The 25218-nt window shown below is 40.6% G+C and carries 27 protein-coding genes; 7 read left to right on the top strand and 20 right to left on the bottom strand.

The features are described from left to right. Position 1 precedes the first annotated feature (1 nt). Complete coding sequence (locus JOD45_RS02135) at positions 2-784, bottom strand: patatin-like phospholipase family protein (protein WP_205002221.1); 783 nt, start codon at positions 782-784, stop codon at positions 2-4. Positions 785-927: 143 nt separating this feature from the next. On the opposite strand from JOD45_RS02135, the gene ylbJ reads away from it, so the two are divergent. Next, complete coding sequence (gene ylbJ / locus JOD45_RS02130) at positions 928-2133, top strand: sporulation integral membrane protein YlbJ (RefSeq protein ID WP_205002220.1); 1206 nt, start codon at positions 928-930, stop codon at positions 2131-2133. Positions 2134-2183: 50 nt separating this feature from the next. Here the strand turns inward: ylbJ and coaD are convergent, their stop codons facing one another. The 6 genes from coaD to ylbD all read right to left on the bottom strand — a co-directional run bounded on the left by coaD (position 2184) and on the right by ylbD (position 5365). Continuing rightward, positions 2184-2678 carry a pantetheine-phosphate adenylyltransferase gene (gene coaD, locus JOD45_RS02125; RefSeq protein WP_205002219.1) on the bottom strand — a complete coding sequence of 165 codons (495 nt, stop codon included), beginning with the start codon at positions 2676-2678 and terminating at the stop codon, positions 2184-2186. An 11-nt stretch (positions 2679-2689) separates the two neighbouring features. Next, positions 2690-3250: a 16S rRNA (guanine(966)-N(2))-methyltransferase RsmD gene (gene rsmD, locus JOD45_RS02120; RefSeq protein ID WP_205002218.1), complete on the bottom strand. Its 561-nt coding sequence runs from the start codon at positions 3248-3250 to the stop codon at positions 2690-2692. 343 nt (positions 3251-3593) lie between these two features. Then, positions 3594-3890 (bottom strand): YlbG family protein, encoded by a 297-nt coding sequence (locus JOD45_RS02115; RefSeq protein WP_239549026.1) that lies wholly within the window; start codon positions 3888-3890, stop codon positions 3594-3596. Positions 3891-4015: 125 nt separating this feature from the next. Then, entirely contained in the window at positions 4016-4450 is a 435-nt protein-coding gene (locus JOD45_RS02110) for a YlbF/YmcA family competence regulator (protein WP_205002217.1), read from the bottom strand. A 180-nt stretch (positions 4451-4630) separates the two neighbouring features. Beyond that, positions 4631-4897 carry a YlbE-like family protein gene (locus JOD45_RS02105; protein WP_205002216.1) on the bottom strand — a complete coding sequence of 89 codons (267 nt, stop codon included), beginning with the start codon at positions 4895-4897 and terminating at the stop codon, positions 4631-4633. A 6-nt stretch (positions 4898-4903) separates the two neighbouring features. Then, a complete protein-coding gene (gene ylbD / locus JOD45_RS02100) occupies positions 4904-5365 on the bottom strand; it encodes a spore coat protein YlbD (RefSeq protein ID WP_205002215.1) in 462 nt (153 codons plus the stop codon). Positions 5366-5527: 162 nt separating this feature from the next. Here ylbD and JOD45_RS02095 point away from each other — a divergent pair, with 162 nt between their 5' ends. Beyond that, a complete protein-coding gene (locus tag JOD45_RS02095) occupies positions 5528-6043 on the top strand; it encodes a PaaI family thioesterase (RefSeq protein WP_205002214.1) in 516 nt (171 codons plus the stop codon). Positions 6044-6093: 50 nt separating this feature from the next. On the opposite strand, the gene JOD45_RS02090 is transcribed toward JOD45_RS02095, so the two are convergent. Together JOD45_RS02090 and JOD45_RS02085 are read right to left on the bottom strand one after the other, a co-directional pair. Next, on the bottom strand, positions 6094-7281 hold the full coding sequence (locus JOD45_RS02090) for a M20 family metallopeptidase (RefSeq protein WP_205002213.1): 1188 nt from the start codon (positions 7279-7281) through the stop codon (positions 6094-6096). A 120-nt stretch (positions 7282-7401) separates the two neighbouring features. Then, positions 7402-8430, bottom strand: coding sequence for a CAP domain-containing protein (locus tag JOD45_RS02085; protein WP_205002447.1), 1029 nt, complete (start codon positions 8428-8430; stop codon positions 7402-7404). Between the two features lie 223 nt (positions 8431-8653). On the opposite strand from JOD45_RS02085, the gene JOD45_RS02080 reads away from it, so the two are divergent. After that, positions 8654-9031 (top strand): YugN family protein, encoded by a 378-nt coding sequence (locus JOD45_RS02080; RefSeq protein WP_205002212.1) that lies wholly within the window; start codon positions 8654-8656, stop codon positions 9029-9031. Between the two features lie 41 nt (positions 9032-9072). Here JOD45_RS02080 and JOD45_RS02075 read toward each other — a convergent pair whose 3' ends face one another. The 7 genes from JOD45_RS02075 to cyoE form a co-directional block, all read right to left on the bottom strand. Then, positions 9073-9576: a GNAT family N-acetyltransferase gene (locus JOD45_RS02075; RefSeq protein ID WP_205002211.1), complete on the bottom strand. Its 504-nt coding sequence runs from the start codon at positions 9574-9576 to the stop codon at positions 9073-9075. A 132-nt stretch (positions 9577-9708) separates the two neighbouring features. Next, complete coding sequence (locus tag JOD45_RS02070; protein WP_205002210.1) at positions 9709-10584, bottom strand: cytochrome c oxidase assembly protein; 876 nt, start codon at positions 10582-10584, stop codon at positions 9709-9711. Positions 10585-10681: 97 nt separating this feature from the next. Beyond that, positions 10682-10972 (bottom strand): cytochrome C oxidase subunit IV family protein, encoded by a 291-nt coding sequence (locus JOD45_RS02065; RefSeq protein ID WP_239549036.1) that lies wholly within the window; start codon positions 10970-10972, stop codon positions 10682-10684. Between the two features lie 35 nt (positions 10973-11007). Next, positions 11008-11625, bottom strand: a complete 618-nt coding sequence (locus JOD45_RS02060; protein WP_205002208.1) for a cytochrome (ubi)quinol oxidase subunit III — start codon at positions 11623-11625, stop codon at positions 11008-11010. Further along, the gene (ctaD, locus tag JOD45_RS02055) at positions 11622-13493 is read right to left on the bottom strand and encodes a cytochrome c oxidase subunit I (RefSeq protein ID WP_205002446.1); all 1872 of its coding nucleotides are present in this window, start codon (positions 13491-13493) and stop codon (positions 11622-11624) included. The genes JOD45_RS02060 and ctaD overlap by 4 nt, the downstream gene beginning before the upstream one ends. A gap of 53 nt (positions 13494-13546) precedes the next feature. Then, positions 13547-14587 (bottom strand): cytochrome c oxidase subunit II, encoded by a 1041-nt coding sequence (gene coxB / locus JOD45_RS02050; protein WP_205002207.1) that lies wholly within the window; start codon positions 14585-14587, stop codon positions 13547-13549. A 138-nt stretch (positions 14588-14725) separates the two neighbouring features. Continuing rightward, a complete protein-coding gene (gene cyoE, locus JOD45_RS02045) occupies positions 14726-15661 on the bottom strand; it encodes a heme o synthase (RefSeq protein WP_275583914.1) in 936 nt (311 codons plus the stop codon). A gap of 386 nt (positions 15662-16047) precedes the next feature. Here cyoE and JOD45_RS02040 point away from each other — a divergent pair, with 386 nt between their 5' ends. Next, a complete protein-coding gene (locus tag JOD45_RS02040) occupies positions 16048-16962 on the top strand; it encodes a COX15/CtaA family protein (RefSeq protein ID WP_205002206.1) in 915 nt (304 codons plus the stop codon). A gap of 34 nt (positions 16963-16996) precedes the next feature. Here the strand turns inward: JOD45_RS02040 and pyc are convergent, their stop codons facing one another. The 3 genes from pyc to JOD45_RS02025 all read right to left on the bottom strand — a co-directional run bounded on the left by pyc (position 16997) and on the right by JOD45_RS02025 (position 22061). Then, positions 16997-20464 carry a pyruvate carboxylase gene (gene pyc, locus JOD45_RS02035; protein WP_205002205.1) on the bottom strand — a complete coding sequence of 1156 codons (3468 nt, stop codon included), beginning with the start codon at positions 20462-20464 and terminating at the stop codon, positions 16997-16999. Next, entirely contained in the window at positions 20442-21602 is a 1161-nt protein-coding gene (locus tag JOD45_RS02030) for an FtsW/RodA/SpoVE family cell cycle protein (protein WP_205002204.1), read from the bottom strand. Before JOD45_RS02030 ends, pyc begins: the two co-directional genes overlap by 23 nt. Before the next feature lie 147 nt (positions 21603-21749). Further along, on the bottom strand, positions 21750-22061 hold the full coding sequence (locus JOD45_RS02025) for an Fpa/YlaN family protein (protein ID WP_380898547.1): 312 nt from the start codon (positions 22059-22061) through the stop codon (positions 21750-21752). A 117-nt stretch (positions 22062-22178) separates the two neighbouring features. Between JOD45_RS02025 and JOD45_RS02020 the strand changes: the two genes are divergently transcribed. After that, positions 22179-22640, top strand: coding sequence for a hypothetical protein (locus tag JOD45_RS02020; protein WP_205002203.1), 462 nt, complete (start codon positions 22179-22181; stop codon positions 22638-22640). A gap of 137 nt (positions 22641-22777) precedes the next feature. Here the strand turns inward: JOD45_RS02020 and JOD45_RS02015 are convergent, their stop codons facing one another. Then, positions 22778-24103, bottom strand: a complete 1326-nt coding sequence (locus JOD45_RS02015; protein ID WP_205002202.1) for a PhoH family protein — start codon at positions 24101-24103, stop codon at positions 22778-22780. A gap of 144 nt (positions 24104-24247) precedes the next feature. On the opposite strand from JOD45_RS02015, the gene JOD45_RS02010 reads away from it, so the two are divergent. Together JOD45_RS02010 and JOD45_RS02005 are read left to right on the top strand one after the other, a co-directional pair. Then, positions 24248-24784, top strand: a complete 537-nt coding sequence (locus tag JOD45_RS02010; protein ID WP_205002201.1) for a YhcN/YlaJ family sporulation lipoprotein — start codon at positions 24248-24250, stop codon at positions 24782-24784. Positions 24785-24889: 105 nt separating this feature from the next. Next, a complete protein-coding gene (locus JOD45_RS02005; protein ID WP_205002200.1) occupies positions 24890-25078 on the top strand; it encodes a DUF2197 domain-containing protein in 189 nt (62 codons plus the stop codon). The last annotated feature ends 140 nt before the right edge of the window (positions 25079-25218 follow it).

The following is a 25218-nucleotide window of genomic DNA, read 5'->3' as shown; positions in this document are numbered from 1 at the left end:
CTCAACGCTCCTTCCAAGATTCAATCGACTTGTATATTAATGGCAGCTGCTGTCTGGCTGTTTCTTCCCCTATTTTAATGATCTCTTTCATGTTCGTAAACGCTTTAGAATTAAATTGGTTAACAGGCGGCCGAATAATCACGTCAGCATGCAATTCTTGATGACGCACGATTTCTTCTTGCATGATATCAATACTCTGTAAGATGACATCGAAAATGGACGACACCTGCGACTCGCCGTTAAACGTTGCCACATCAACCGCTATAACAATATCCGCTCCCATACTTTTCACAACGGAAATGGGGAGCCGGTCAATCACCCCGCCATCTACTAAAATTTTCCCTTTTGATTTGACAGGAACTAGAATACCCGGAATAGAGATGCTTGCACGGACGGCCTCGTATAAATAACCTTCGCCAAAAGTGACCCTTTCACCTTTAATTAAATCAGTGGCAACAATTTTAAGAGGCACTCGAGCCTCTTGAAATGTTTTGCAATGCGTAATGGTTTTCAGAAGAGACGTTATTTTTTTACCGGAAATAAAGCCCATTTTGGGAATAATGAAATCCATAAAATATTGTCTTTTAAAATTGACAGCCATTTTATACATACTTTCATATGTATGACCAACGCCGTATAAGGCCGCCGCCAACCCTCCCATGCTGGAACCGGCTATCATGTCAATGGGGATATTTTCGTCTTCAAATACTTTTAGAACACCGACATGAGCAAACCCTTTCGAACCGCCGGAACCTAGTGCAAGGCCGATTTTTGGTCTTTGCATGGCCAGTATCCTCTCCTTTAGGTCTAATTCATTCTGACAAGCGTATATTTAGTCTTAAGGGACAACTTTATGCTCCCTATAGTCATCATTATGCTCTCATTACAGAAGCGATGTTCGAACTCGGAAAGAGAGGAGTATGGTCATTGAGTTCCGCAAAATTAAAAACAATAATTTTAGCTATTACAGCTCTTTTTCTCGCTGTTTCCATTATTGCTTTTCCAAAAGTTTCCGTAGACGCTTCCCTCAACGGACTGAAGTTATGGTGGAATGTGGTCTTTCCATCGCTCTTACCTTTTTTCATCGTATCGGAGTTGATGATTGGGTTTGGCATCGTCACATTTATCGGTGTGCTGCTTGAACCGATTATGCGGCCTATTTTTAAAGTGCCTGGAGCAGGAGCGTTCGTTTTCGTCATGGGGCTCGCTTCAGGCTTTCCAGCAGGAGCCAAGATCACATCCCGGCTTTATGAAGAAAAAAAATTAACAAAAACTGAAGCTGAACGGCTCGCCAGCTTTACAAACTTTTCAAATCCGCTGTTTATTTTTGGCGTCGTGGCTTACGGGTTTTTCCACCAAGCCGCTTTGGGAATCGTATTTGCATTATCTCATTATTTAGGAAATATCTGTGTCGGGCTAATCATGCGGTTTTATAGACCTAATGAAAGATCGCTGTCTGAAAAAGAACGGGCAACACCAGCTATTTTTATTAAAGCATTAAAACACATGCACAGAGAACGCATCAGAAACAAACAGCCTCTCGGCAAAATGCTCGGTGATGCTGTTCAGACTTCAGTCAGTACATTGCTCATGGTCGGCGGATTTATTATTTTGTTCTCAGTTTTGAATCAGCTGTTTGCCCGATTACACATTACCGATTCTATCGCCTATGTGATAAAACACCTTCTGCTCTTGCTTCACTTTTCACCGGACTTGAGCAAAGGCATTGTTCCCGGCTTATTTGAAATCACCGTTGGAGCCAAAAACATAAGCAGCCTCCAAGCGCCGCTGTTGCAGCAAGTCATTGTGGCATGCTTTATACTCGGATTTGCTGGATTTTCTATTCAGGCCCAAGTGGCCAGCATTCTAGCTGACGCAAAACTAAGCGCCAAACCGTTTTTCATAGGCCGTCTTATCCACGGGACAGCCTCAGCTTGCGCTGCCTTTGTGCTATTCCAGTACGTCGATATTAAACAGTCAAGCTTCCAAGTGAATGCCGTTGTTGAATCGCTTGAAAACCATATCCTTCCTGAAAATTGGACTTCATATTTGCAAATAGGCTCTTCCGTGACGCTGATCACTCTAATTATCTATATATTAACCAAGGCTTATGCTAATATGAAAAAAATTTGATAAAATCATTTTTAACAGCATAGATAGAAAAGGATTGAAAAACCCCGCTGCTACTCAGCACGCGGGGATAAATATTTTTCTTTGAGCGCCCTCTCAACAGGTTCCGGCACCATCTCAGAAACAGAGCCATGATATTTGGAAATTTCTTTGACAATACTCGAACTTAAGAATGAATAATGGCTGTTTGTCGGCATAAAAAATGTCTCAATGTTCTCATCTAGCTTTTTATTTGTTAATGCTAATTGAAGTTCATACTCGTAATCGGAAATTGCTCTTAATCCGCGTAAAACAGCGTTGACTTTCTTTTTTTTCGCAAAGTCAATCATTAATCCTTCAAACCAATCGACGGATACATTCGGCAAGTCTTTTGTAGACTCTTTCAAAAGTTCTACGCGTTCTTCAACCGTAAATAGCGGATTTTTGCTGGAGTTGTTTAACACCGCTACAATGACTTCGTCAAATACTTTTGCGCCCCTTTGGATAATATCCAAATGTCCGTAAGTGACAGGATCAAAACTTCCGGGACAGATAGCAATGCCAGCCATATGTTTACCTCCTACTTTTGCTTTTCATAAATTGATACTGCTGTTTTTCCATGATATGTATGATGTTTTACTCTAATAAGCGCATCATTAAATTCTCCCGGCAAGCAGACGGTATCTTCGTGTTCAACTATTATTTTACCATCTTCCTCCAACAAGCGGTGATATATAATGGATTCAATATCTTTTACAATTTGCTGTCTAGCATAAGGAGGATCCATAAAAATCAAACGAAAGCGCGCTTGTTTCTTTCCTAAAATGGACAGCGCCCGGCTAACATCATTCCGATATACTTCAGCACGGCTTTCCAGTTTGCAAAGTTGAATATTCTTCTTAATCGTGCTGATTGCCGGTCCATATCTGTCAATAAAAATAGCATGACTGATGCCGCGGCTTAAAGCCTCGATGCCGAGCCCGCCGCTGCCGCTGTATAAATCTAACGCCTGTCCGCCGTCAAAAAATGGACCGATCATATTAAAAATCGTTTCTTTGACTTTATCAGTCGTCGGCCTTGTTAATTGGCCGCGGACAGATTTTAAAGGTCTTCCTTTACATTCCCCAGCTATTACTCGCACGCTGATCATTCCTTAAACTTAAATATAAAATGTTAAGATATGTTTTATCCTACCACAAATGCTGCAAATCAAAAAATAAATTTAGTATTTTGAGACGTATAGCCGGCTGAATGCCTGTCTATAATATGGTTAACAACATCTCATATGATGTTGTTCCAACCGCGGAGACTTACGTTTCCCCATAAGTTTTTCCGCCGGTTTCTCCTCTCCCATTGTCTTGGCATACAATCGTATGCGTAAAGACCAACCCGCAGGACAAATGCCTGCGGGTTCTTTTTTTTACACAAACCATCGTCACGAAGAATAAAGCAGCAGCCGTGTATAATTAAATCCCTTAGGCCTGTCAGAAATGGGACGACAGCGTTTTTTGTTGATAAGCCATTTCCTCAATTTCTTTGCGGAATTTCTTTTTGTCATATTCCGTTTTAATTTCATGTAAGCAAGATACACTGACGTCTTTAATATATTTTAACGATTTAAGTTCAGATAATATATTTTCTATTTTTTCACGGTCACAATAAATAACTACATATTTCATATTTTTTGATACGTAATGAATATAGCCGAATCTTCTTAACAATTTAACATGCTTTAAATGATGCAGCCATACGATAAGTCCCCTTCTCCGTCCCACAATCATAATCATTTCTCCTCAAACTTCTGTATTCGGTTTCAAAACCTTTTTGAAAGAAAACTTGGCTTGCCGCCAAGTCTTCTTAATGTCCCAGCAGTCTATTCATCGCCTGCAAGCGATGATCACATGCATTAGTGGCATCCGCATTTTCCGCCTGTACCGCAGCCGCCGCAGCCTCGATCAAAGAACGGATTTCCAGTCGGTACTTTTATTGAATCCGAAACTGCCCGTGCGATTTCCAAGCTGATGTCATTCAGCAAACTTTCCATCTGCTCTTCTGCTTTCTTATAAGCAGCGATGGTATCATTTAAGTCTATATCCCTTTTGATATCCATCATCTCTTGAATCACTTGTTTATAATCAGGATGATACTTACCGAACCGTTGAACCTCATCATACTTTTCCCTTACTTTAACAAATTTGCGCATAAGGGTTTGCGCTTCCTGATCCTTCCGAAGCTCGTCCTTCATATGACGATAATGTTCAAACACATCGCAGTGTTTAAGCATGCCGATAAGTCCATCCGTTTCTTCAAGAACAGAAACATGCTCCATTGTGGCAATCATATCATATCACCTCACCACTATTTTATCATTTGCCACAAAAATTACCACTCTTTTGAAGCAGACCGGGCATTATCCTGCTGAAACATCCGCGCCGTTCTGCTTCAATCAGCCGCTTTCAGCATTGATGCACTTAATGATGCAGCCAAAAAAAAACTAACCAAATGACATTGATTAGCTCTTTCAATCGTTTGTTATTTCATTGTTATCTTTTTCATTATTGCCCATTGATTTTGCCATCTCCATAAACATAGAGATAAGATCAAGCTGCTGACTAAAACGTTCGATTTTTTTATTTAAGGTTCTTCCGTAAAATTCATCTGCCGCTTCTTTTAATCGGGAAACATCGCCCGGATATCTTCCTAACCGCCTGTACCAAACGGGATGCATCCTCATATAAAACTTTAAATCAGAGTTTTGGTCGAGGTAATATTGAATTTCTTTTCTCATCACCGATTAATCCTTTTTATTTAAGTATTGAATAGGCTGAGGCGGTTGCTGAATATAGCGCTGATAAGGCGGAAATGGCCGGTTCTGCATATTCAGCGGCATATGTTGGGGAGAGTTTTGCGGCAACGGCGGTGTATTTTGCGGCGGCGGCTGCTGCTGAAACTGGCCAATCAGTTCTTGTATGCTGGTCAACGCGCCATTCAATTGTCCCAAACGTTCTTCTAAATTTTTTGCATCAATGCCATTTATAAAAGAAATAATTTTTTTCAGCGGATCCGGTTTCGGCTTTTGTTTTTCCATTTTTACACCGTATGTTTCCCATACCTCATTATCTTCGCCGTACAGCACCCACTCATCAAATATATCATTCCAAGTCTTGCCTTGTTCTTTAATGCCCTTAGCCAATTCAGGATGTTTCCGTACAAACTCTTTGAAAGCTTTAACCGAGTCAGCTGTTTTGTGAGCCATATTCGACCCTCCTACAATGTCAAACTCACCTAATTTATTATAAGTGTTTTAAGATCATGATGTGCGCCCATTTTCTTATTAACTTTTTGCCAAGCTTTGATAGCGCAAACAGAAATAAACTGATATGATTTAAATGAATCGTGCGACAAAGGAGCTATACATATGTGCGAAGATAAAAAGAAAGAGATCGAACGGCTGCTCGCTGATAGCCTTGCTAATGCTGCGCCAGAAGATCTTAATGTTTTGGAAAATTTGCTTCACGGCATTAAATTAAAACAAAACAAGCAATCTAGAACCTATCTTAACGGCGTCTTAAACTATCAAGGACAATTAACAGGAGAAAAGACATATGAGGCTGAAATAACCCTTACACCATTTGCTCTAAATCCGCTGAATATTGTTCATGGAGGCATCACAGCCGCCTTCTGTGACACAGTTATGGGAACGCTTGTTAATAAAATATTGCCGGACAATCAGACTTGCGTCACTTCTGAATTAAAATTAAATTATTTAAAACCGGCTAAAGGCAGCAAATTAATATGCAAATCGGAACTCGTCCACCGGGGAAACAACATTTGCTTTGTCACTGCACAAGTACTGACAGAAGATCATGAGATAGCTGCTTATGCTGCAGGGTCTTTCTTTATCATTCCAAAACCCAAGCATATTCAAAAATAGAGGACATCGCATAAAATGCCTGTCCTCAACACTTTTTTATTGACTGCCGGCTATTCATTTAAAAAATGAAAAGCCGCATGAACAAAAATGTTAACGCCTTTTTCTAAAGCTTCTTCATCAATTGTAAATCTTGCATGGTGATGAGGGTAAATCATCCCTTTGTCTTCATTGCCGGCTCCTATATAGAAAAACATTCCTGGTGCAGCTTGTTGATAAGCTGAGAAATCTTCTCCAATCATACTCGGCGCCATATGCTTAATTGAATCAGATCCATAGACGTTCTTGACGGTTTTCTCAACTATCTTAGTGACCTCAGCGTGGTTAATGACCGGACGGTAACCTTTTTCATAATTAAACTCATAATCCGCACCATGCGCTGATGTAACTCCCTTAATAACCCTCTCCATCAACTCAGGCACTTGATCCCTTAATTCAGGATTAAAACTTCTTATAGTCCCCGTTAATTCAACTGAACCGGGAATCACATTATGAGCCGTGCCGCCGATAAACTTTGCGACTGATAAAACCAGTGAATCAAGCGGATTTGTATTTCTGGAAACGACATGCTGAAGATTCGTTACAACTTGTGAAGCGACCGCAATACTGTCAATCGCAGCATGAGGGATCGCCGCATGCCCGCCTTTGCCTTTGACAACGATATGAAATGTATCCGGAGCTGCCATCATCGGCCCATAGACAATACCGATTTTCCCATATTCCAATGGAGACCATAGGTGCGCACCGATCACCCAGTCCACGCCATCCATAACTCCAGCGTTGACAAGCTCCTCTGCTCCGCCTGGAAACAGCTCCTCTGCATGCTGAAAAATCAGTCTGATTTCACCGCGCAAATGCGCTTTTAATTGAGATAATATCTTCGCTGCCCCAAGCAGCATAGAAGTATGTCCATCATGACCGCACGCATGCATCACTCCAGGATTTTTTGAGGCGAATTCAAAAGTATTTTCTTCCTTGATAGGAAGGGCATCCATATCAGCACGAATCGCTAATGTTTTCCCGGGAAAATCACCTTTTATTTTCCCGACAACACTTGTTTTAGTTGGCCGAGTCAATTCGATATTACCGAAGCTTTTTAATGTTTCAAAAACAAAGCCGGCCGTTTTTTCCTCTTCAAAAGACAGTTCCGGGTTCGCGTGCAAATGGCGTCTCCATCTTATGACTTCAGGTGCAATGTCCGCAACGAGTTGTTTTAAATCACCGCTTAGTTCGGTTGTCATACTAATCGCCCCTATCTGAAAAGACATAATATTTAAGTAATGACTATTATATCATAAACAGCCCTTTCTGATTAAAAACAAAAAACCAACTCTCAAAAAGAAAGTTGGTTACTGATTATATTAAAGCGGCGTTACAAAGTCTTGAGTATAATCATCCTTATAAACACCCACACCCAAACCAGTGAACATATTGCTCAGCAAGTTCTTTCTGTGGTCTTCACTATTAAGCCAGCCGATCACTGCGGCAATCCCATCTGTATACTGAGCTGCAATGTTTTCGCCAGCTGCCTGGAAATTAACGCCTTGTTTTTGCAAACGTTGGCTTAAGTCTCCCTGAGTTTTTGAGTCATGGGAAAAATAGTGATTTTCTTTCATATCTTTACTATGCAAATAAGCCGCCTTTTTCGCTTGATTATTCCATTTTAATTGATTAACGTTATACCTTTTCCTAAGAACATTAGTGATATCAAATATTTCTTTGCTTTCGCCTTCATTTATTGACTGCCATTCCGATGATGTCGGTTCCGGAGCTGCCGGCAATTGCCCTCTGTATGTCAAAGTATATGGCTTTTGCTTGACCAGCACTTCTGGAGTTAGATAGCGAACACTAACTAAACGATTCGTAAAATGATCGAAATATAATTGAACCCAAACATCGCCAAATTTTAATAATGGCCGAACCATAAGATCCTCTTCGTTAAATTCAAATTCGACATGGGTATCGCCAATATTCAATGACGCAGTATCTGACATCGGCACCTTCTTATAAATGTCATGCGCAGCTTTGCCAATTTTAAAAGGGGATGTATCAAGATTGTTTCCTAACGCATAAATCGTTACAACCTTATTATCTTCAATGCCGATTTGGACGTATTTTTCTGTCCCCCTGCCATATATCCACCACTCATAGCCATATTGAGTCTGATCGATACGCTCCGGTTTCCCGAATTTTTTTTCAATATCTCTTTTTGTGTCTCCAATATATGTGTATAGACCTTTTTTCGGTACTTTGAATTTTGATTGTTGTGGTGCGCCTGCTATCGACTCAGATTCCACTTGAGTCTCTTTCCTGTTTGGATGACCTGAAATATTGAATAAAAATGTAAAGATAAATACGCAAACTGCCAGAGCAAAAATAAAGACATTCATTTTCCGCAAGACGCTCACTCCTTTTTCATCCCTATTATATCAGTGTCCCGTCCAAAAAAGACACTTTAATGCAATATACCATTATTTTCTCCACACTGATACCGGGATAAACTTCCTTTAATTCCATGATTAACTCATTAAAATAATATCTATTATTGCATCAGATGACTTTTCGTACTATTATAAAAATAACAAAACTTCTGTAATGCTGGGAGGTCGGCATGTGAAATTTACAGACACTGGTTTAGAAGGCATGATTGTTCCATTTGCTGTTTTGGAAGCTATGGCCAAACGGGTAGGCTTAATCCGCGGAGGCCATTGGGATTATGAACGTGTGACTTATGATTTCAAATTTGAAAATACGAAAAATGGACATATTCATTACTTAAGGTTACCTGGTGTTGCCGTTGAAGGAGAAATTGAACAATCGGATGCAAAAGTCAAATTACTTGCCCCTTGCCTTGGCAGGTATTACTATCCGCACGGTGTAGAATATGAAAATGAAGAATTCCCGGAACGCGTCGTCAACACTTGTAAAGAACGCCTGTCAAAACTTAAGGCGCTTTTAGAAGATTTAAAGGAAACGTCTGCCGCAGATTAATTGAACAGCCAAATGAAAAAAGGTAATGGCCCAAACGGCCATTACCTTTTCAGTAGTTTCCCCATATAAAACTCATCGACGTGTTCATTGTCAATCATCAGCGCACCTCTCCTCATTCCTTCAATATGATATCCCATTGAATGGTACAAACCAAGCGCACGGCGGTTGCGGGCCATAACCGTTATTTCCAAACGCTCCATCCGATGTTCACGGGCCCACTCATCAACAATTTTGAGCAGATTTTTGGCGATACCTTGGTTTTGGTAGTCTTTGAGTACCCCTATAACAACAAAAGCGCGATGACGAATATATTTCAAATGATTGCCAAATAATGCAGCAAAACCAATCAGCTTATCTTCTGATTCCGCTACAAAAATCATTGAACAACCGCTGCCGATGATTGATTGGATCTTTTTTTCTTGTTCCTCAATGGAATCTATTTTTTCACCTGGTTTATAAAACATAAAGTGCGTTTCCTTATCTAACTGCTTGCGCAAGCGGAGATAAGCCTCTGCATCATTGATTTGAATTTGCCTAATTTTCATCCGGCTTTCACCCTTTTATCGTTTTGGCGTCCTATATGAAAAGATGTATTCTGCAAAGGGCTTTGTCATGCCTTAAAATTCCGGGTCCTGACTTATATTGACTAATCGGAGACGATACCATAAAAAAACACTTTAGTTCCGCTTTAACTTCTTAGCAGGGGATACTTCTAAATATTTATATCCTTTTATATCCATTGATGCTTCCCTTCTGTCTTGTTCTTGCTGTTTTTTCATCCATTGATAAAAAACTAAGCCAAGGGCCAAAGCATTAACAATTTCTTGAACGATTTTCATAATGGTTCCGCCGAATTGTTGGTCTTCAACGATTGAGAGATGGGGCAGGATATGCGGCGTATGCTGATAAAATTGATAAAGCGGTGTACTGCCAAATATAATTAATGCACATGCCGGAGTAAGAAGAACACTATTGGCAAAAATGCACCCCATTTTCTGAAGTTCTGATAAATAATCTTTTTCAGGAACCGGACAAATAATCGGCCACCACAGAAAATAAGACAACACGGTTAATATCAAATTAAAAATGACATGAAAAGGAGGATGCATTGCTGCGGTATTAAATATTAAAGGCACATGATAAAGCGAAAAGAACAAATTAAAAAATATAATGATAATAAGCGGTTTAGTCATAAATGTTATTATTCTATCAGCAAGCGGAATACTAAGCAGTTTTCTAACCGGCCAAGCCGGCATTCCTAAAAGCAATAACGGCGGTATAACTAAGTAATCAAGAGCCATTCCAGCCATATGTGCGCTGAACAAATAACTCATGCCTATGTCATGAAGCGGTGTTGCTTTTGATATAAATACAAAAAACAACCCAATAAAAAAACAAGTTTTACGATAAATCGAAAGCGAGTCATCTTTTTTTCCGTATTTTTCGTTTAACGATCCAGTTGCTGCGAGGTATAAAAAAACTAAAATAATAAGAATGGCCACCCATTCAAAATGCCATCTCACCGCCATTTGTCCGACCAATGGATCGCGCATCGTTCCCGGCCCCTTTCATTTCATAAATTCTAAAAGGTCCCTCTCGCAAAAGGCAATCCAGCTTATTATGGAGGGACCTTTCAGATGCGGATATTTATTAGGAAATCCAAACAATTGAAACAAAAGCAAGGACTGTTATAAATGCGACAAAAGCTCCGCTGTATATAAATAGTGCAGGCATGCCATGATTTTTATCTTTTAAATGCATGAAATAGTATAGTTGAAAAGCAACTTGTATCACCGCCAACGTCACAATAAAAAATGCTGTGAAATGTTTTTCAATGCCTTTCATAGCAACCGCCGCAAAAGACAGTCCTGTAAGCAAAAGCATCATGAAAAACGAAACCAGATAATATGTCAATTCCCGTTTGCGCTTTTGCCGCTCCATATACAATGATGTGTTTGATGGTTTTGACAACCTCATCACCTCCCTGCAATGCCTAGAAGATAAACAACTGTAAATATAAATACCCAAACAACATCAATAAAATGCCAATACAGACTCGCGACATAATACTTTGGAGCAGTTACCGTTGTAATGCCTTTTTTGAAAGCTTGAATCGTTATTGTTGAAATCCATAAAACACCAAACAAAACGTGGCAGCCATGGGTCCCGACCAACGTATAAAATGATGAGGAAAAAGCGCTCGTTGAATATCCCAAATGTTCGTGCAAATATTCCTTAAACTCTGTTATTTCCAAAACCAGAAAAGCGATGCCGAGCAAAACCGTGATCAAAAACCAGAATTGCATTTTGCCAACAGCACGATCTCTCATGGCCATCACCGCAAAAACACTTGTTAAACTGCTTACTAACAAGATAACAGTTGCAGCAAATACTGTTGACAAGCTAAAAAGATCATGCGCCGCCGGACCGCCGTTTGTTTTATTTCTTAATGCAAGAAACGTTGCAAACAAAGTGCCAAATAACACTGTTTCTCCGCCAAGGAACAGCCAAAATCCAATAAACTTATTTTTCCCTTCCAAAGTTGCTGTTTCAGGGTGAGCTGGTATGGTTTCCACATTTTCTGCTTTACTCATTTACTCATCCCCTTTTCCGTTTCAATAATTTCTTCTTTGTGGATATGAAAACCCGAATCATCCTTAATTGATCGAACTAACATGCAGCCGAGCATCATCGCAATACCTATTCCCGCAACTGCAAACGACACTGTTCGATGGACGCCTTTGTCGCTAAAGATAAAGCCAAAGCTAACGATTGTCAGACTGATTGACATCAGAAACGGCATGATCGATGGCGAAGGCATATGGACATCGCCTAACGGCTCGGCTGCCGTAACCTTTTTATTTCCGTCCATCTTCTCTTTCCAATACGTATCAATGCCTTTAACCAATGGCGTTTGTGCAAAATTATACTCTGGGGCCGGAGAAGGAATAGACCATTCGAGCGTCCGTCCTGTCCCCCAAGCATCTCCTTCCGCTTTCTCCCCTTTTACAAAGGTATAAACAATGTTCACGACAAGGGTGATCACACCAATCGCCATGCCGATGGCGCCGATTGAACTTACTACATTTAATGTTGTTAAATGCTCGCCCGGCAAATAAGTAAAATAGCGCCGCGGCATGCCCATTAACCCTAAAAAATGCTGAGGAAAGAAAGTCACATGGAAGCCGATAAAAAAGAACCAGAAGTTTATTTTTCCAAGCGTTTCATTCAAACACCTGCCGAACATTTTCGGCCACCAATAATACAATCCAGCAAATAAACCTAATATAACGCCGCCGACAATAACGTAATGGAAATGAGCAACAACAAAATAACTGTCTTGAAACTGAAAATCTGCGGCAGGAATCGCCAGCATCACGCCTGTTACTCCGCCCATAACGAAGGTTGGAATGAAGCTGACAGCATATAAATTTGCTGTTGTAAAACGAATTTGACCGCCCCACATCGTAAAAATCCAGTTGAAAATTTTAATACCGGTCGGAACGGCAATAGCCATCGTCGCCAAAGCAAAGATAGTATTAGCAATCGGCCCTAAACCAACAGTGAACATATGGTGAACCCAAACCATAAACGCCAAAAAGCCGATCAATATAGTAGCGAAAACCATCGAGTGGTAACCGAACAGCCGTTTTTTCGAAAATGTACTGATAACTTCTGATAATATCCCAAAACTTGGCAATATCAATATATATACTTCCGGATGCCCAAAAATCCAAAAGATATGTTCAAAGATGATAGAATTGCCGCCATTAGTCGCATTAAAGAAGTTTCCGCCAAAAAGCCGGTCAAAGAATATTTCAAACAAACCGACTGTCAGCGCAGGAAAGGCGAAGAGAATCAGCGCCGAAGTCACGAATGCTGTCCAAGTAAACAACGGCATGCGCATAAAAGTCATTCCAGGCGCTCTCATGTTAATAATGGTTACAAGAAAGTTGATCCCGCCCATCAGTGTTCCTGCACCAGCTACCTGTAAACCAAGAACATAAAAGTCCATGCCTCTGCCTAAGTATTCGGTTGATAACGGTGCATAAGCCGTCCAACCGGCTTCCGGAGCACCGCCTAAGAACCAGCTGAGGTTAAGAATAATGCCGCCTAAGAAAAACAGCCAGAATCCAAGGGCATTCACAAATGGAAAAGCGACATCGCGCGCGCCGATCTGCAATGGCACAACCGCGTTCATGAACGCAAAAATCATCGGCATAGCAACAAAGAAAATCATTGTTGTGCCATGCATCGTCAACACCTGATTATATGCTGAGCCCGTTAAAAAATGGTTTTCAGGCGCTGTTAATTGGAGCCTGATCAGCATAGCCTCAATCCCGCCGATAAGGAAGAACAGCCCTCCGCCAAAAAGGTACAAAACAGCTATTTTCTTATGGTCTACCGTCGTTAACCATGTTTTTAGCCAAGAGAATAAGCCATTTTTTTGATTGGGCTGCATAAGACTTTCAGCATTTACAGACACATGAATAACCTCCTTTTAAAAAATTCTGTCTATTGTTTGACTGATAATGTAAATAAATAATCCGCCAAAGCATTGATTTGGTCATCGGTTAACTTCTTGCCAAACTTAGGCATTTTCGCTCCAGGCTTAATACTTTCCGGATCTTTAATCCACTTTTTCACTTCGCTTTTCGTATGTTTCTCAAAACCGCCGATATTGTCCCTGTCAGCAAAGTTCGTCAGGTTAGGACCAATTTGACCGCCTTTATTGCCCACTGCATGACAGCTCATACAATTGTTTTTAAATACTTCTTCGCCTTGTTTGGCAGAAGCAGTTAAAACCCGGTCTTTGTCAGGGGCGGATTTCATACCGGCCTTCATGTCTTTAACCCAATGCTTAAATTCTTTATCGCTGACAGCCTTTACATTAAAATACATAAGAGCGTGGCTTGATCCGCACAGTTCCGCGCACCGTCCCTTGTATGTACCCTCTTTGTCCGCTTTTAGCCATAAATGATTCGTTTGGCCAGGATTAGCATCTTGTTTTCCGCCGAGTGCCGGAACCCAAAAAGCGTGGATAAGATCTTTTGATGTAATGTCAAACTCAACTTTTTTGCCGACTGGAATATACAGATCCTGAGCTGTCGTTATTTTTTGATCTGGATATTCAAACTCCCACCAAAATTGATGACCTGTGACTTTAATTTTTAACACATCACTCTTCTTAGAAGTATTATTATCTGAAAGTGCGAATGTTTTGGAAATTGTAGGGACAGCTAAAATACATAACAAAATAATCGGAATGATCGTCCATGTCAGTTCGAGCTTCGTATTTCCTTCAACTTGTTTGGGAATATAATCTTCTTGACCAGGCCGTTTGCGATATTTAATCATTGCATAAGTAAAAAGAAAGCCAACGACAAGCACGACAACAATCATAATCAGCAGGCTGATTAACATTAATGACGCTTGCTCTTTAGCCACTTCACCTTCAGGCTTCAATGCAGATACGCCTTCTTTGCCGCATCCAGAAAGCGCGAGCGCTGCCAGGAACAACGGCAATAGCCTCAATGACTGACGCCATTTCTTCATGTGTTGAAAACCTCTCTTTCTATATTTTTTGATTATAAAATAAAATTGACTGCAAACCCATGTACATGAACTTGTTTCGATTGTAAGTTCTGTCAACACACGAGCTGCAGTCAATCATTACACTTAATGACGGGCATTCTATATAACGGCGAAAATCATAACGGCAAATAATATCGTCATATAGTTCAGCGAATAAACAAACATAATTCTTGACCATTTAATTGTATCTTTCATAAAGAACCCGGCAATGCTTACCGCTATCCATCCCAAGCCTAAAATGATTGCAGCGGCAAGGTACCATGGGCCTAATGTATATAATAATAACGATGCCGGGAATAATGATGCGACATAGATGATCATTTGTCTTTTCGTCGTCTCAAACCCGGCAACGACCGGAAGCATCGGAATACCCGCACGCCGGTATTCTTCTGCATATTTTATAGCCAGGGCTAAGAAATGCGGCGGCTGCCATAAAAACATAATTAAAAACAGTATCCAAGGTTCATTTGAACTGAGAGCCGGGTCAATCGCAGCCCAGCCGATAACAGGAGGAAGCGCTCCTGAAATGCTGCCGACAATGGTATTAATAGAGTGGGTCCTCTTCAGCCACCATGTATAAACAACAACGTATACAAACAGGCCCAGCAAACCGAAAGCGGCTGCTGCAAAAGAGGCTTGAAGAAGAACAACGGCTCCGAGTACGGACATTATAATGCCGGTCCACAACACTTGTTTGCCTGTAAGCGTTCCTGCTGCAGATGGACGGTTCTTTGTCCTTTTCATCAATTTGTCAATATCACGATCAATATAATTATTTAAGCAGCATCCGCCGGCAACAATTAAAGCGGTGCCTAATAAAACAAATATTATTTTCCATATATTATCAAGAAATGACTGGTTTGTAAATTTAAGCGCTAACCATACCCCTGTAAAAGTCGTTATTAAATTTGAATTTACAATACCCATTTTTGATATCGTCAAAAAATCTTTCCAGGTGCCTGCCGGATTTGAATCAGCTATAGTCCTGGAGTCTATAACCCTTGATGTATTATAGGAATTCATCGGTTTACTCATGTTAAATTCCTTCTTTCAATTTTATATCTAATAAAATGGTGTGTACAATATGCGATTGCACGCTTTTTATAAAGCTGTCCTTATCAGTCACATCACAATGGATTTTATAGGAACTGACCAGATTATCATCACCTTTGAAATTGGCGATAATGGCTTTGAAGGATAAAATTGTCTCATCCTGTTCACAAATAAGGCCTGCTTATAAAAACTAACTATGTTACGATAATAAAGGAATTTAACACTTCTTCTGATTTCATTATATACGAATTGCAATGGTTTGTATACTTTGTGAACGATTGACATAAAATCTTCAAACTTACGAAGGTTATATATTTGCTCTTAAAGCCCTTATTTAAATTTAATAGCGCAAGAAGGTGTATAAAAAAATGAAACAATCAGAACGACTTATCAGATGGCTGAGCATCCTCACATCTTTGGTGCTGCTAATGGTTGTTATGCAAGGGGCTCTTGTAACCAATACAGGTTCACAGGACGGATGCGGAAGTTCTTGGCCGCTTTGTTATGGGCAAGTGATACCTCAGAATGCTCAAAAACAAACAATTATCGAATTGAGCCATAGAGCCGTTTCTGGCCTTGCAGCCATTCTAGTTGTCATCCAAGCGATTTGGATATGGATAAAATTCCCTAAAGTAAAAGAAACTAAATTTCTTGCCATTGTGTCAGTATTTTTCTTAGTGCTTCAAGCATTGCTTGGTGCTGGCGCTGTTATTTGGAATCAATCATCCTTAGTTCTTGCTCTGCACTTTGGCATATCACTGATATCTTTCGCTAGCGTCCTTCTGATAACCATATTGGTTTTCGAAGAAACATGGTGGCATAAAAGAACCATCCCTGCTATAGGCAAGGGGATGCTTGTCAATGTCGTCTTGCTATGTATTTATTCTTATATAGTGATTTACTCAGGTGCATTTGTAAGACATACCGACTCTAGTATGGGCTGTTTAGATTTTCCGCTATGCAACGGCACACTTATCCCTGATTTATACAGCAGAGCCGGCATTCAATTTATTCATAGACTTCTGGCAGGCGCTCTAGTGGTTTGGGTATTTATTACCTTAGTTATATCTATAGTACGCTACAAACATTCTCCGAGTATTTTAATCGGATTTTTGCTTTCCCTTATTTTTATTTTATGCCAAGCAATATCAGGCATTCTCGTCGTTTTAACTCGCATGCAGCTGACATTCTTATTGCTGCATTCATTCTTTATTACTTGTTTCTTCGCCGTTTTAACGATACTGTTAATGTTTGTATTGCGGCGAAAAGAAAAGCAGCCTTGATCAACAAAGCGGATCAAGGCTGTTGTTTTTTTTATTAAACTCTTACATGGGACTGCTGCTTCATTTCTATTAAGAGATCCCCTGAGGCGATCGAGTCATTTTCTTTGACATAAATCTTTTCGATCGTACCATCAAAAGGCGCTTGCAACGTTGTTTCCATTTTCATTGCCTCCGTGACCACCAGATGATCGCCTTTATTTACTTTCTCACCCTCTTCTACAAGAACCTTAATCACAGTGCCGGGCATTGATGCACCGAGGTGTTTTGGATTATTTTTATCAGCTTTTTGCCTCGCCGATTCATCAGTCTTTATATTTTCATCCTTAATCACCACTTCTCTCGGCTGGCCGTTAAGCTCAAAATAAATGGTTCTTGTACCGTCTTTTTGCGGTTGTCCTATCGATACAAGCTTAACAATTAAGGTCTTGCCCTCTTCTATTTCTACCTCAACCTCTTCTCCTAACCTTAATCCATAAAAGAATGTCGGGGTATCAAGCACGGATACATCGCCGTACATATCACAAAATTGCTGATACTCCAAAAATACTTTAGGGTATAAAGCGTATGAAAGGCAGTCTAAATCTGTCACTTTTTTGTTTAATTTTTCTTCTAGCATTCCTTTAATGCTAGAAAAATCAACAGGCTCCATCAGTTTACCCGGTCTGTCGGCAATCGGTTTTTGCCCTTTTAGAATAATCCGCTGCAGTTCTTTAGGAAAGCCTTGATACGGCTGGCCTAAGTCGCCTTTAAAAAATGAAATGACGGAGTCAGGGAAATCAAGCGTTTCTCCCTTTTCATAAAGGTCATCTTCTGTAAGATTATTTTGAACCATGTATAGCGCCATATCGCCAACCACTTTCGATGAAGGCGTTACTTTGACAATATCGCCGAAAAGATGGTTGACACGCCGGTACATGTCTTTAACTTCTTCCCAGCAGTCACCAAGCCCAACAGCTTGCGCCTGCTGCTGCAAGTTGGTATATTGGCCGCCCGGCATTTCATATTTATATATTTCTGAATTTGAGGTTTTCATTCCGTTTTCGAAAGGCGCATAATATTTGCGGACGTCTTCCCAGTAATGGTTGAGACTTTCCAGAGATTCAGGGTTAATTTTCGGTCTGCGTTCGTGATGATCTAAAGCATAATAAAGCGAATTAAGGCTTGGTTGACTCGTCTTTCCCGATAAGGCTTCAATGGCAGTATCTATAATATCCACACCAGCTTCAACGGCTTTGGCATACATGTAGTTACCGTTGCCGCTTGTATCATGCGTGTGCAAATGGATTGGAATATCTACCGTTTCTTTCAGAGTCGAGATTAAGCGATAGGCGGCCTCTGGCTTAAGCAATCCGGCCATGTCTTTGATCGCAAGAATATGAGCGCCTGCCGCTTCAAGCTCTTTAGCCATGTTTTGATAATATTTAATATCATATTTTGTTCTCGACGGATCCAATATATCGCCTGTGTAACAAATCGCAGCTTCCGCTAACTTGCCGTTTTCACGAACGGAATCAATAGCTAGCGTCATCCCCGGAATCCAGTTCAGGCTATCAAAAATTCTAAACACATCTATGCCTTGATTTGCCGCTTCCTTAACAAAACGTTTGATAAGGTTATCCGGATAATTTTTATAGCCGACGGCGTTAGCGCCGCGAAGCAGCATTTGAAATAATATATTCGGTATCTTTTTTCGAAGAACCCGCAGTCTTTCCCAAGGGTCTTCTTTTAAAAAGCGGTAAGCTGTATCAAAAGTCGCCCCGCCCCATACTTCTAAAGAAAACAGCTCCGGCAATAAACGCGAGGTGTGCTCGGCAACCTTCTTTAAATCATGGGTCCTCATTCTTGTCGCAAGCAGGCTTTGATGGGCATCGCGGTACGTTGTATCTGTCAAAAGCACTTCTTTTTGCGATTTAATCCAATTAACGACACCTTCCGGCCCTTCTTGATCTAAGATTTGCTTCGTTCCATCAGGCGCCTTTTCCGAAAGCTTAACATCCGGCAGTTTCAAGCGGTTAAAAACCGGTTTTTTCATTTTTTTGATTCCAGGAAAGCCATTAACAGTGACATGAGCGATATTGGTAAGCATTTTAGTGCCGCGGTCCAAAGACTTCGGAAAAACAAACAGCTCTGGCGTTGAATCTATGAATGAAGTATTCACGTTTCCAGCTAAAAAGGTTGGGTGCTTAACGACATTTTCCAGAAAAGCGATATTTGTTTTAATTCCCCTGATTCTAAATTCACGCAAGTTTCTTAACATTTTAGCTGCAGCTTTCTCAAAGCTTAGAGCCTGTGTGGAAACTTTGACGAGCAAGGAATCATAATACGGCGTAATGACCGCGCCTTGAAAACCATTCCCGGCATCTAATCGAACCCCAAAACCGCCGCCGGTTCTATAGGCCATGATTTTTCCTGTATCCGGAACAAATTGCTGACTCGGATCTTCGGTTGTTACACGGCATTGTATCGCAAAACCATTTGTTGAGATTTTTTCTTGTTCAGGGATGGACAACGGATAATCATAAAGGCTGTGCCCTTCCGCAATCATAATTTGCGATTGGACGATATCGATGCCTGTCACCATTTCGGTAATCGTATGTTCTACCTGCACTCTCGGATTAACTTCGATAAAGTAAAAGTTGCCATCTTCTGTAACCAGATATTCGACAGTGCCGGCATTGACATAACCTACGCTTTTCATAAGCTGCACCGCAGAGCGGCAAATGTCCTCTCTTAATGCTTTGCTAAGCGACCGGCTCGGGGCAACTTCAACGACTTTTTGGTGACGCCGCTGCACTGAACAGTCCCTTTCGTACAAATGCACAGTCTGCCCATAATTGTCGGCAAGAATCTGAACTTCAATATGTTTTGGATTTTCAATAAATTTTTCAACGTAAATGTCGTCTTGCCCAAAAGCTGCCCTTGCTTCGGATTTCGCCCTGTCATAAGCATCAGGAAGCCCTTGCTCGCTTCTGACGATTCTCATGCCGCGGCCGCCTCCGCCGAGAACAGCTTTTATCATGATAGGATAGCCGTAAGCATCAGCGAAATCGCGCACTTCTTCTATGCTCTGCACAACGCCGCCGCTGCCGGGGACAACAGGCAAACCGGCTTTCACAGCAGCCTCTCTTGCTTTTGCTTTATCGCCGAATATCAAAAGATGTTCGACTTTAGGTCCGACAAAAGCAATATTCTCTTCTTGACATCTTTTCGCAAACTGAGCATTTTCCGCTAAAAGCCCATAACCGGGATGTATGGCATCAACATGATGGGCTTTGGCAATTTCAATAATCCCCTCAATGTCTAAGTATGCATCGATTGGCTTTTTCCCTTCGCCGACTAGATAAGCCTCATCGGCTTTATAGCGGTGAAACGAACCTGAATCTTCCTTAGAATATATGGCAACTGTACGGATGTTCAACTCCGTACAGGCACGAAATACTCTAATAGCAATTTCCCCGCGATTGGCAACAAGCATTTTTTTAATGGGCTTGATGTGCAACATTTCTCTCCTCCTTGTTTTTATGTTTTTTTCTTTTCATATTAACAAAAGATGAAATATTCACTAATACTCCCATTGTAAACATCATCATCACTAGAGAGGTGCCTCCGTAACTGACGAATGGAAGTGTTACCCCTGTAACCGGCAATAATCCTGTCATAGCTCCCAAGTTTATAATGGATTGAATGGCTAATAATCCTGAAATGCCGATGGCAAGCAGACTGCCGAAAACATCTTTGCAGCGGATGCCGATAACAAATCCTTTAAAAATCAGGTAAGCTAAACAAAGGATGACAAATAGAACACCGATGAGGCCGAGCTCTTCTGCAACAATTGCCATAATAAAATCGGTATGCGGCTCCGGCAAAAATCCGGCTTTTTCAATGCTTTGCCCCAATCCTTTGCCGGTAATTCCTCCGCTTGCAATGGCAATATAGGAATTGATCAATTGTAAGCCATGGGAATCTGCAACTGTAAAAGGCTTATATGCTGCTGTAAAACGCGAAGCTTGCTGGCCGGTTAACAAAAAGAGGGAAAGCGCGCCAATGGCAGTGACCGCCAAACCTAACAGCCACATCAAATGTTTCGTTCTCATGCCGGAACATAATATAACAACCGAGGATATGCCGGCAATGATCATGCCGTTCCCCAAATCCGGCTGTATGGTGATTAACAAGAAGATAAGCAGAATCATCACAAGCGGCGGAAGAACACCCGTTTTGAAATCAGATATAAAAGACTGTTTATTCGAAAACACGCTTGCTAAATAAATAATGACTGTCATCTTGGCTAATTCCGCCGGCTGGATTTGGATCGGACCAATCACAATCCAAGATTGGGCATTATGCGAGACTTTACCGAACAGCAAAACAAAAATAAGCATCAAAATGGTCAATAGCGTGATCGGCTTAACCAATGCCTTATACATTTTATAAGGAATTAACATGCCCACGATTCCAGCGGGAATAGCAACAAAACACCAAAATAGCTGCTTTTTAAATATGTATGAGCTCGCTTGCCCCAATTGCATCACAGACCAAACCATACTGGCGCTGTAAACCATTATGACCCCAAAAGCGGTAAGCAGCAATGTCGTTACAATCAGTGAATAGTCGTAGTTTCGAAAAAGTTTTTTTAACATCCTACTCCCCATTTTCGTTACATTAAATTTTATATTTCTACATATATAGCTTCGTTTCCTGCCAAATTTTTTTGTTTGTAGATCTTAAACTTTTGTGTATGAAAAAGAACCCAAACTATCTTGTTCGCTCGATAGTTTGAGCTCTTTTTATTTATTGCGTGTAGATGCGTCGTGCAATGCCGTTAATTGCCTTTCCAATGACTCGAGGAGTTCTTTGCCGTCTTGTTCTTGAACAAGACCCAGACGAACGGCAAAATCAATTTCCCTGGAAAGGCCAAACATTTGAGTGTCCAATACTTCTTCGTATAACGGACATTGCGGCATCGTTAAGTTTTCCATTTGAACTTCTATTAATTTAAGGATCTTATGAGCGTCAGCTTTCAGCAATTCATAAGCTTTCTCACGATGTCCTGCTGCAATCTCAGTCGACAAGATGATCCCCTCCGTCTCATTCACCATCCTCCTTTCATATTAGCGGTTATAACATAAAATTGCAAGGCATTATCACCAATAGCCCTTTAACTTTTTGGCCAAAGTAGTTTATACTTTTTATAGACTAGGATGGAGGGATAGACTTTGCAGCATATGTTAAATATTACCGGGCAAGTGAAATTTACAATTACTATGGATCCAACAAGCTTTCTTTTCGACGATCGGAAAATTAAGTGGGAAGATTTTTTACATATGATCGACAACAACATCGACTTCCTTGCTGAGGAAAAGGACGATGATACACCGCCTTTTAAAAAGAAACGCAGAAAATATAGAAGAGAAGATTTGTTAACCGAATCATTTGTCATTCCAACCAAACCATTTATTGAAAATGCTGAACCGTTGGAAGATGCTTCAAAGGTTATTTTTGAACTCCGCGAAGGGGATCAATACGAACTTCCTCTATCTGAAGCGAAACAAGGCGTCTTCAGGTTTTCAAACAAAGGGAAAGCGCTTATTGAGGACGGCCCTTTATATTTTTATTATGGCGATGGATCAAATAGGGACCACCCTGTTAAAGGCATCCAAAAAATTGTTATTAAATGATTTAAAACTCCGCTTGTATTCAGGCGGAGTTTTAAATTATCGATACTCGGTAACAAACGCCGGCAAACATACAATCAGCCAATCACCTGACATTTTTGTGCAACACCTATCAGGTTAACCCCCGCATAAGCGTTATTTTATAAAATATCGGCAGCTATTTGAGCAAGACTTGACCGTTCACCTTTTGATAGTTTGATATGTCCGCTAAATGACTGGTCTTTCATTTTTTCTACCACATAAGTGAGGCCGTTGTTGTACTCGTCTAAATACGGATGGTCAACCTGCTGGGGGTCGCCCATTAATACAATTTTCGTCCCTTCTCCTACCCTTGTTAAAATCGTTTTCACTTCATGCTTCGTTAAATTCTGAGCTTCATCAATAATCATAAATTGTTCCGGAATGCTTCTGCCTCTAATATAAGTAATGGCTTCTACCTGAATAGAGCTTATCCCCGCTAGAATTTTATCAATCTCGCCAGATGTTTTTGTATTAAACAAAAACTCCAAGTTATCATATATCGGCTGAAGCCATGGTCTGAGTTTTTCTTCTTTTTCGCCAGGCAAATAACCGATGTCTTTCCCAACCGGCAAAACCGGACGGGCAATCATTAATTTTTTATAAAGTTTTAAATCTTCGGTTTGCAGCAACCCCGCCGCGAGTGCCAAAAGCGTTTTCCCTGTTCCTGCTTTTCCGACCAGGGTAACGAGTTCAATATCCTCTCTTAACAAAAGCTCAAGCGACATAATTTGCTGAACATTACGCGCTTTTATTCCCCATACAGTGTCTTGGCCAAATAAACACGGTTCAAGCTTCTTGCCTTTTTTATCAACGATAGCAATCGCTGAAGACTGATTCGTGATGCTCTTTAATATGACAAATTGGTTCGGGTAAAAAACCCCTTTAGGCAATTCTTTTAATTGCAATGATTTATTTAAATAAAACTGATTAATGCTTTCTTCGGGAATATACATTTCTTTGTAGCCTTCATAAATATTATCGAAATTGGTTACCCTGTCGCTTAGAAAATCTTCTGCTTGTAACCCTAAAGCATCGGCCTTAATTCTGACGAGCGCATCTTTACTCACTAAGATTACCGGCCGCGGGTTCGGTTTGCTTTCTTCTTCTTCTTTTAAATTTAAGGCAACAGCGATGATCCGATTATCATTAGTTAATTCTAAAAAAGTATCCTTTAAACACTGAAATGAACGATGATTCAACTCAACCCTTATCGACCCGCCGTTATCGAGCTGTACATTTTGATGAAGTTTTCCTTTAACTCTTAGATTGTCCATTAAACGGGCAACTTGTCTAGCGTGACGCCCTATTTCATCCATGTTGCGTTTTTTTGAATCAATTTCTTCTAAAACTGCGGCGGGTATCACAATTTCATTATCTTCAAAAGTATAAATCGCATAGGGATCCTGCAACAGAACATTGGTATCAAGTACATATATTTTAGCCAACTTGTCGCCCCCTGTTTAATTGATCATCAACCTCTGTACAAATCATCCAAAAGTCTGTTTTTAATCAATGTATGAAAAAAAGAATAAAGATAGACGACGTTACAAAAAATACCTTCAAAACAATCCATGAAAGTAGGTGTCAATATGAACAAACGACTTATTGTTTTGTTAATAAGCGCGCTTGTTTTAACCGGTTGTTCGGCTAATCGCGGCAACAACAAAACCGGACAGTCAATAAACCAAAATAATGTTCAAATGGGTCAAAGCGTTAAACAAAATAAACGCCTAAGCAATCAGCAAATTGCTTACCGCCTCGTTAATATCGCCCAAAGAACTCCCGGTGTACGGAATGCAACAGCCGTTGTCCTCGGCGACTATGCTGTTGTCGGCATCGACTTAGATAAAAACCTTGACAGAGAACGAGTAGGAACCATTAAATATTCTGTGGCCCAGGCGTTAAAAAATGATCCTTATGGCGCTAATGCAGTAGTAACCAGCGATCCCGATATGATTCAAAGGCTAAGAGAAATGGGACAAGGCATTCGGGAAGGAAAACCTGTAAAAGGAATTGCTGATGAATTGGCAAACATGGTTCAAAGGCTAATGCCTGATACTCCTAGAAACGTGCAAAAACCGAGCCAAAACGTTAAAAACCCGCAAACGCCAAACATTAATCGCTAAAAACCCCTGACATCATTTTCTTCATATTAAAAAGCCCGCTAACAATCGCGGGCTTTTTAAATGTTGTGCTATCATCTATAATATTGTTAAAAGGTGGTGGGGTCAGTGCGCGTTAAATGTGCTATTTGCGATAAAGTCGAAAACATTGATGATGAAAGCTCGGTTGCCAAGCGCTTAAGAAACAGACCGATTCATACATATATGTGCGAGGAATGTTATCAAAGAATTGCCGAACGCACAAAAGAAAGATGGGCGACTGGCAAATTTCATATTTACCGGGGAGCAGACTCTTAAGCGCAGGCTGATGGCTGCTTGTCGATTTTAAAACAAGGCTCTACAATATTTGTTGGGGTATGAGAAAAATTAAAACAAAAAAATACACGCAAGCTCCTTAATCCTTTACACTTGAATTGACGAGAAACAAGAAAAGAATA

It is taken from the genome of Scopulibacillus daqui, from assembly GCF_016908855.1.
GTDB lineage: Bacteria > Bacillota > Bacilli > Bacillales > Sporolactobacillaceae > Scopulibacillus_A > Scopulibacillus_A daqui.
Note: the sequence above shows the minus strand (reverse complement) of the source record. Positions and strands in the feature narration are given on the sequence as shown.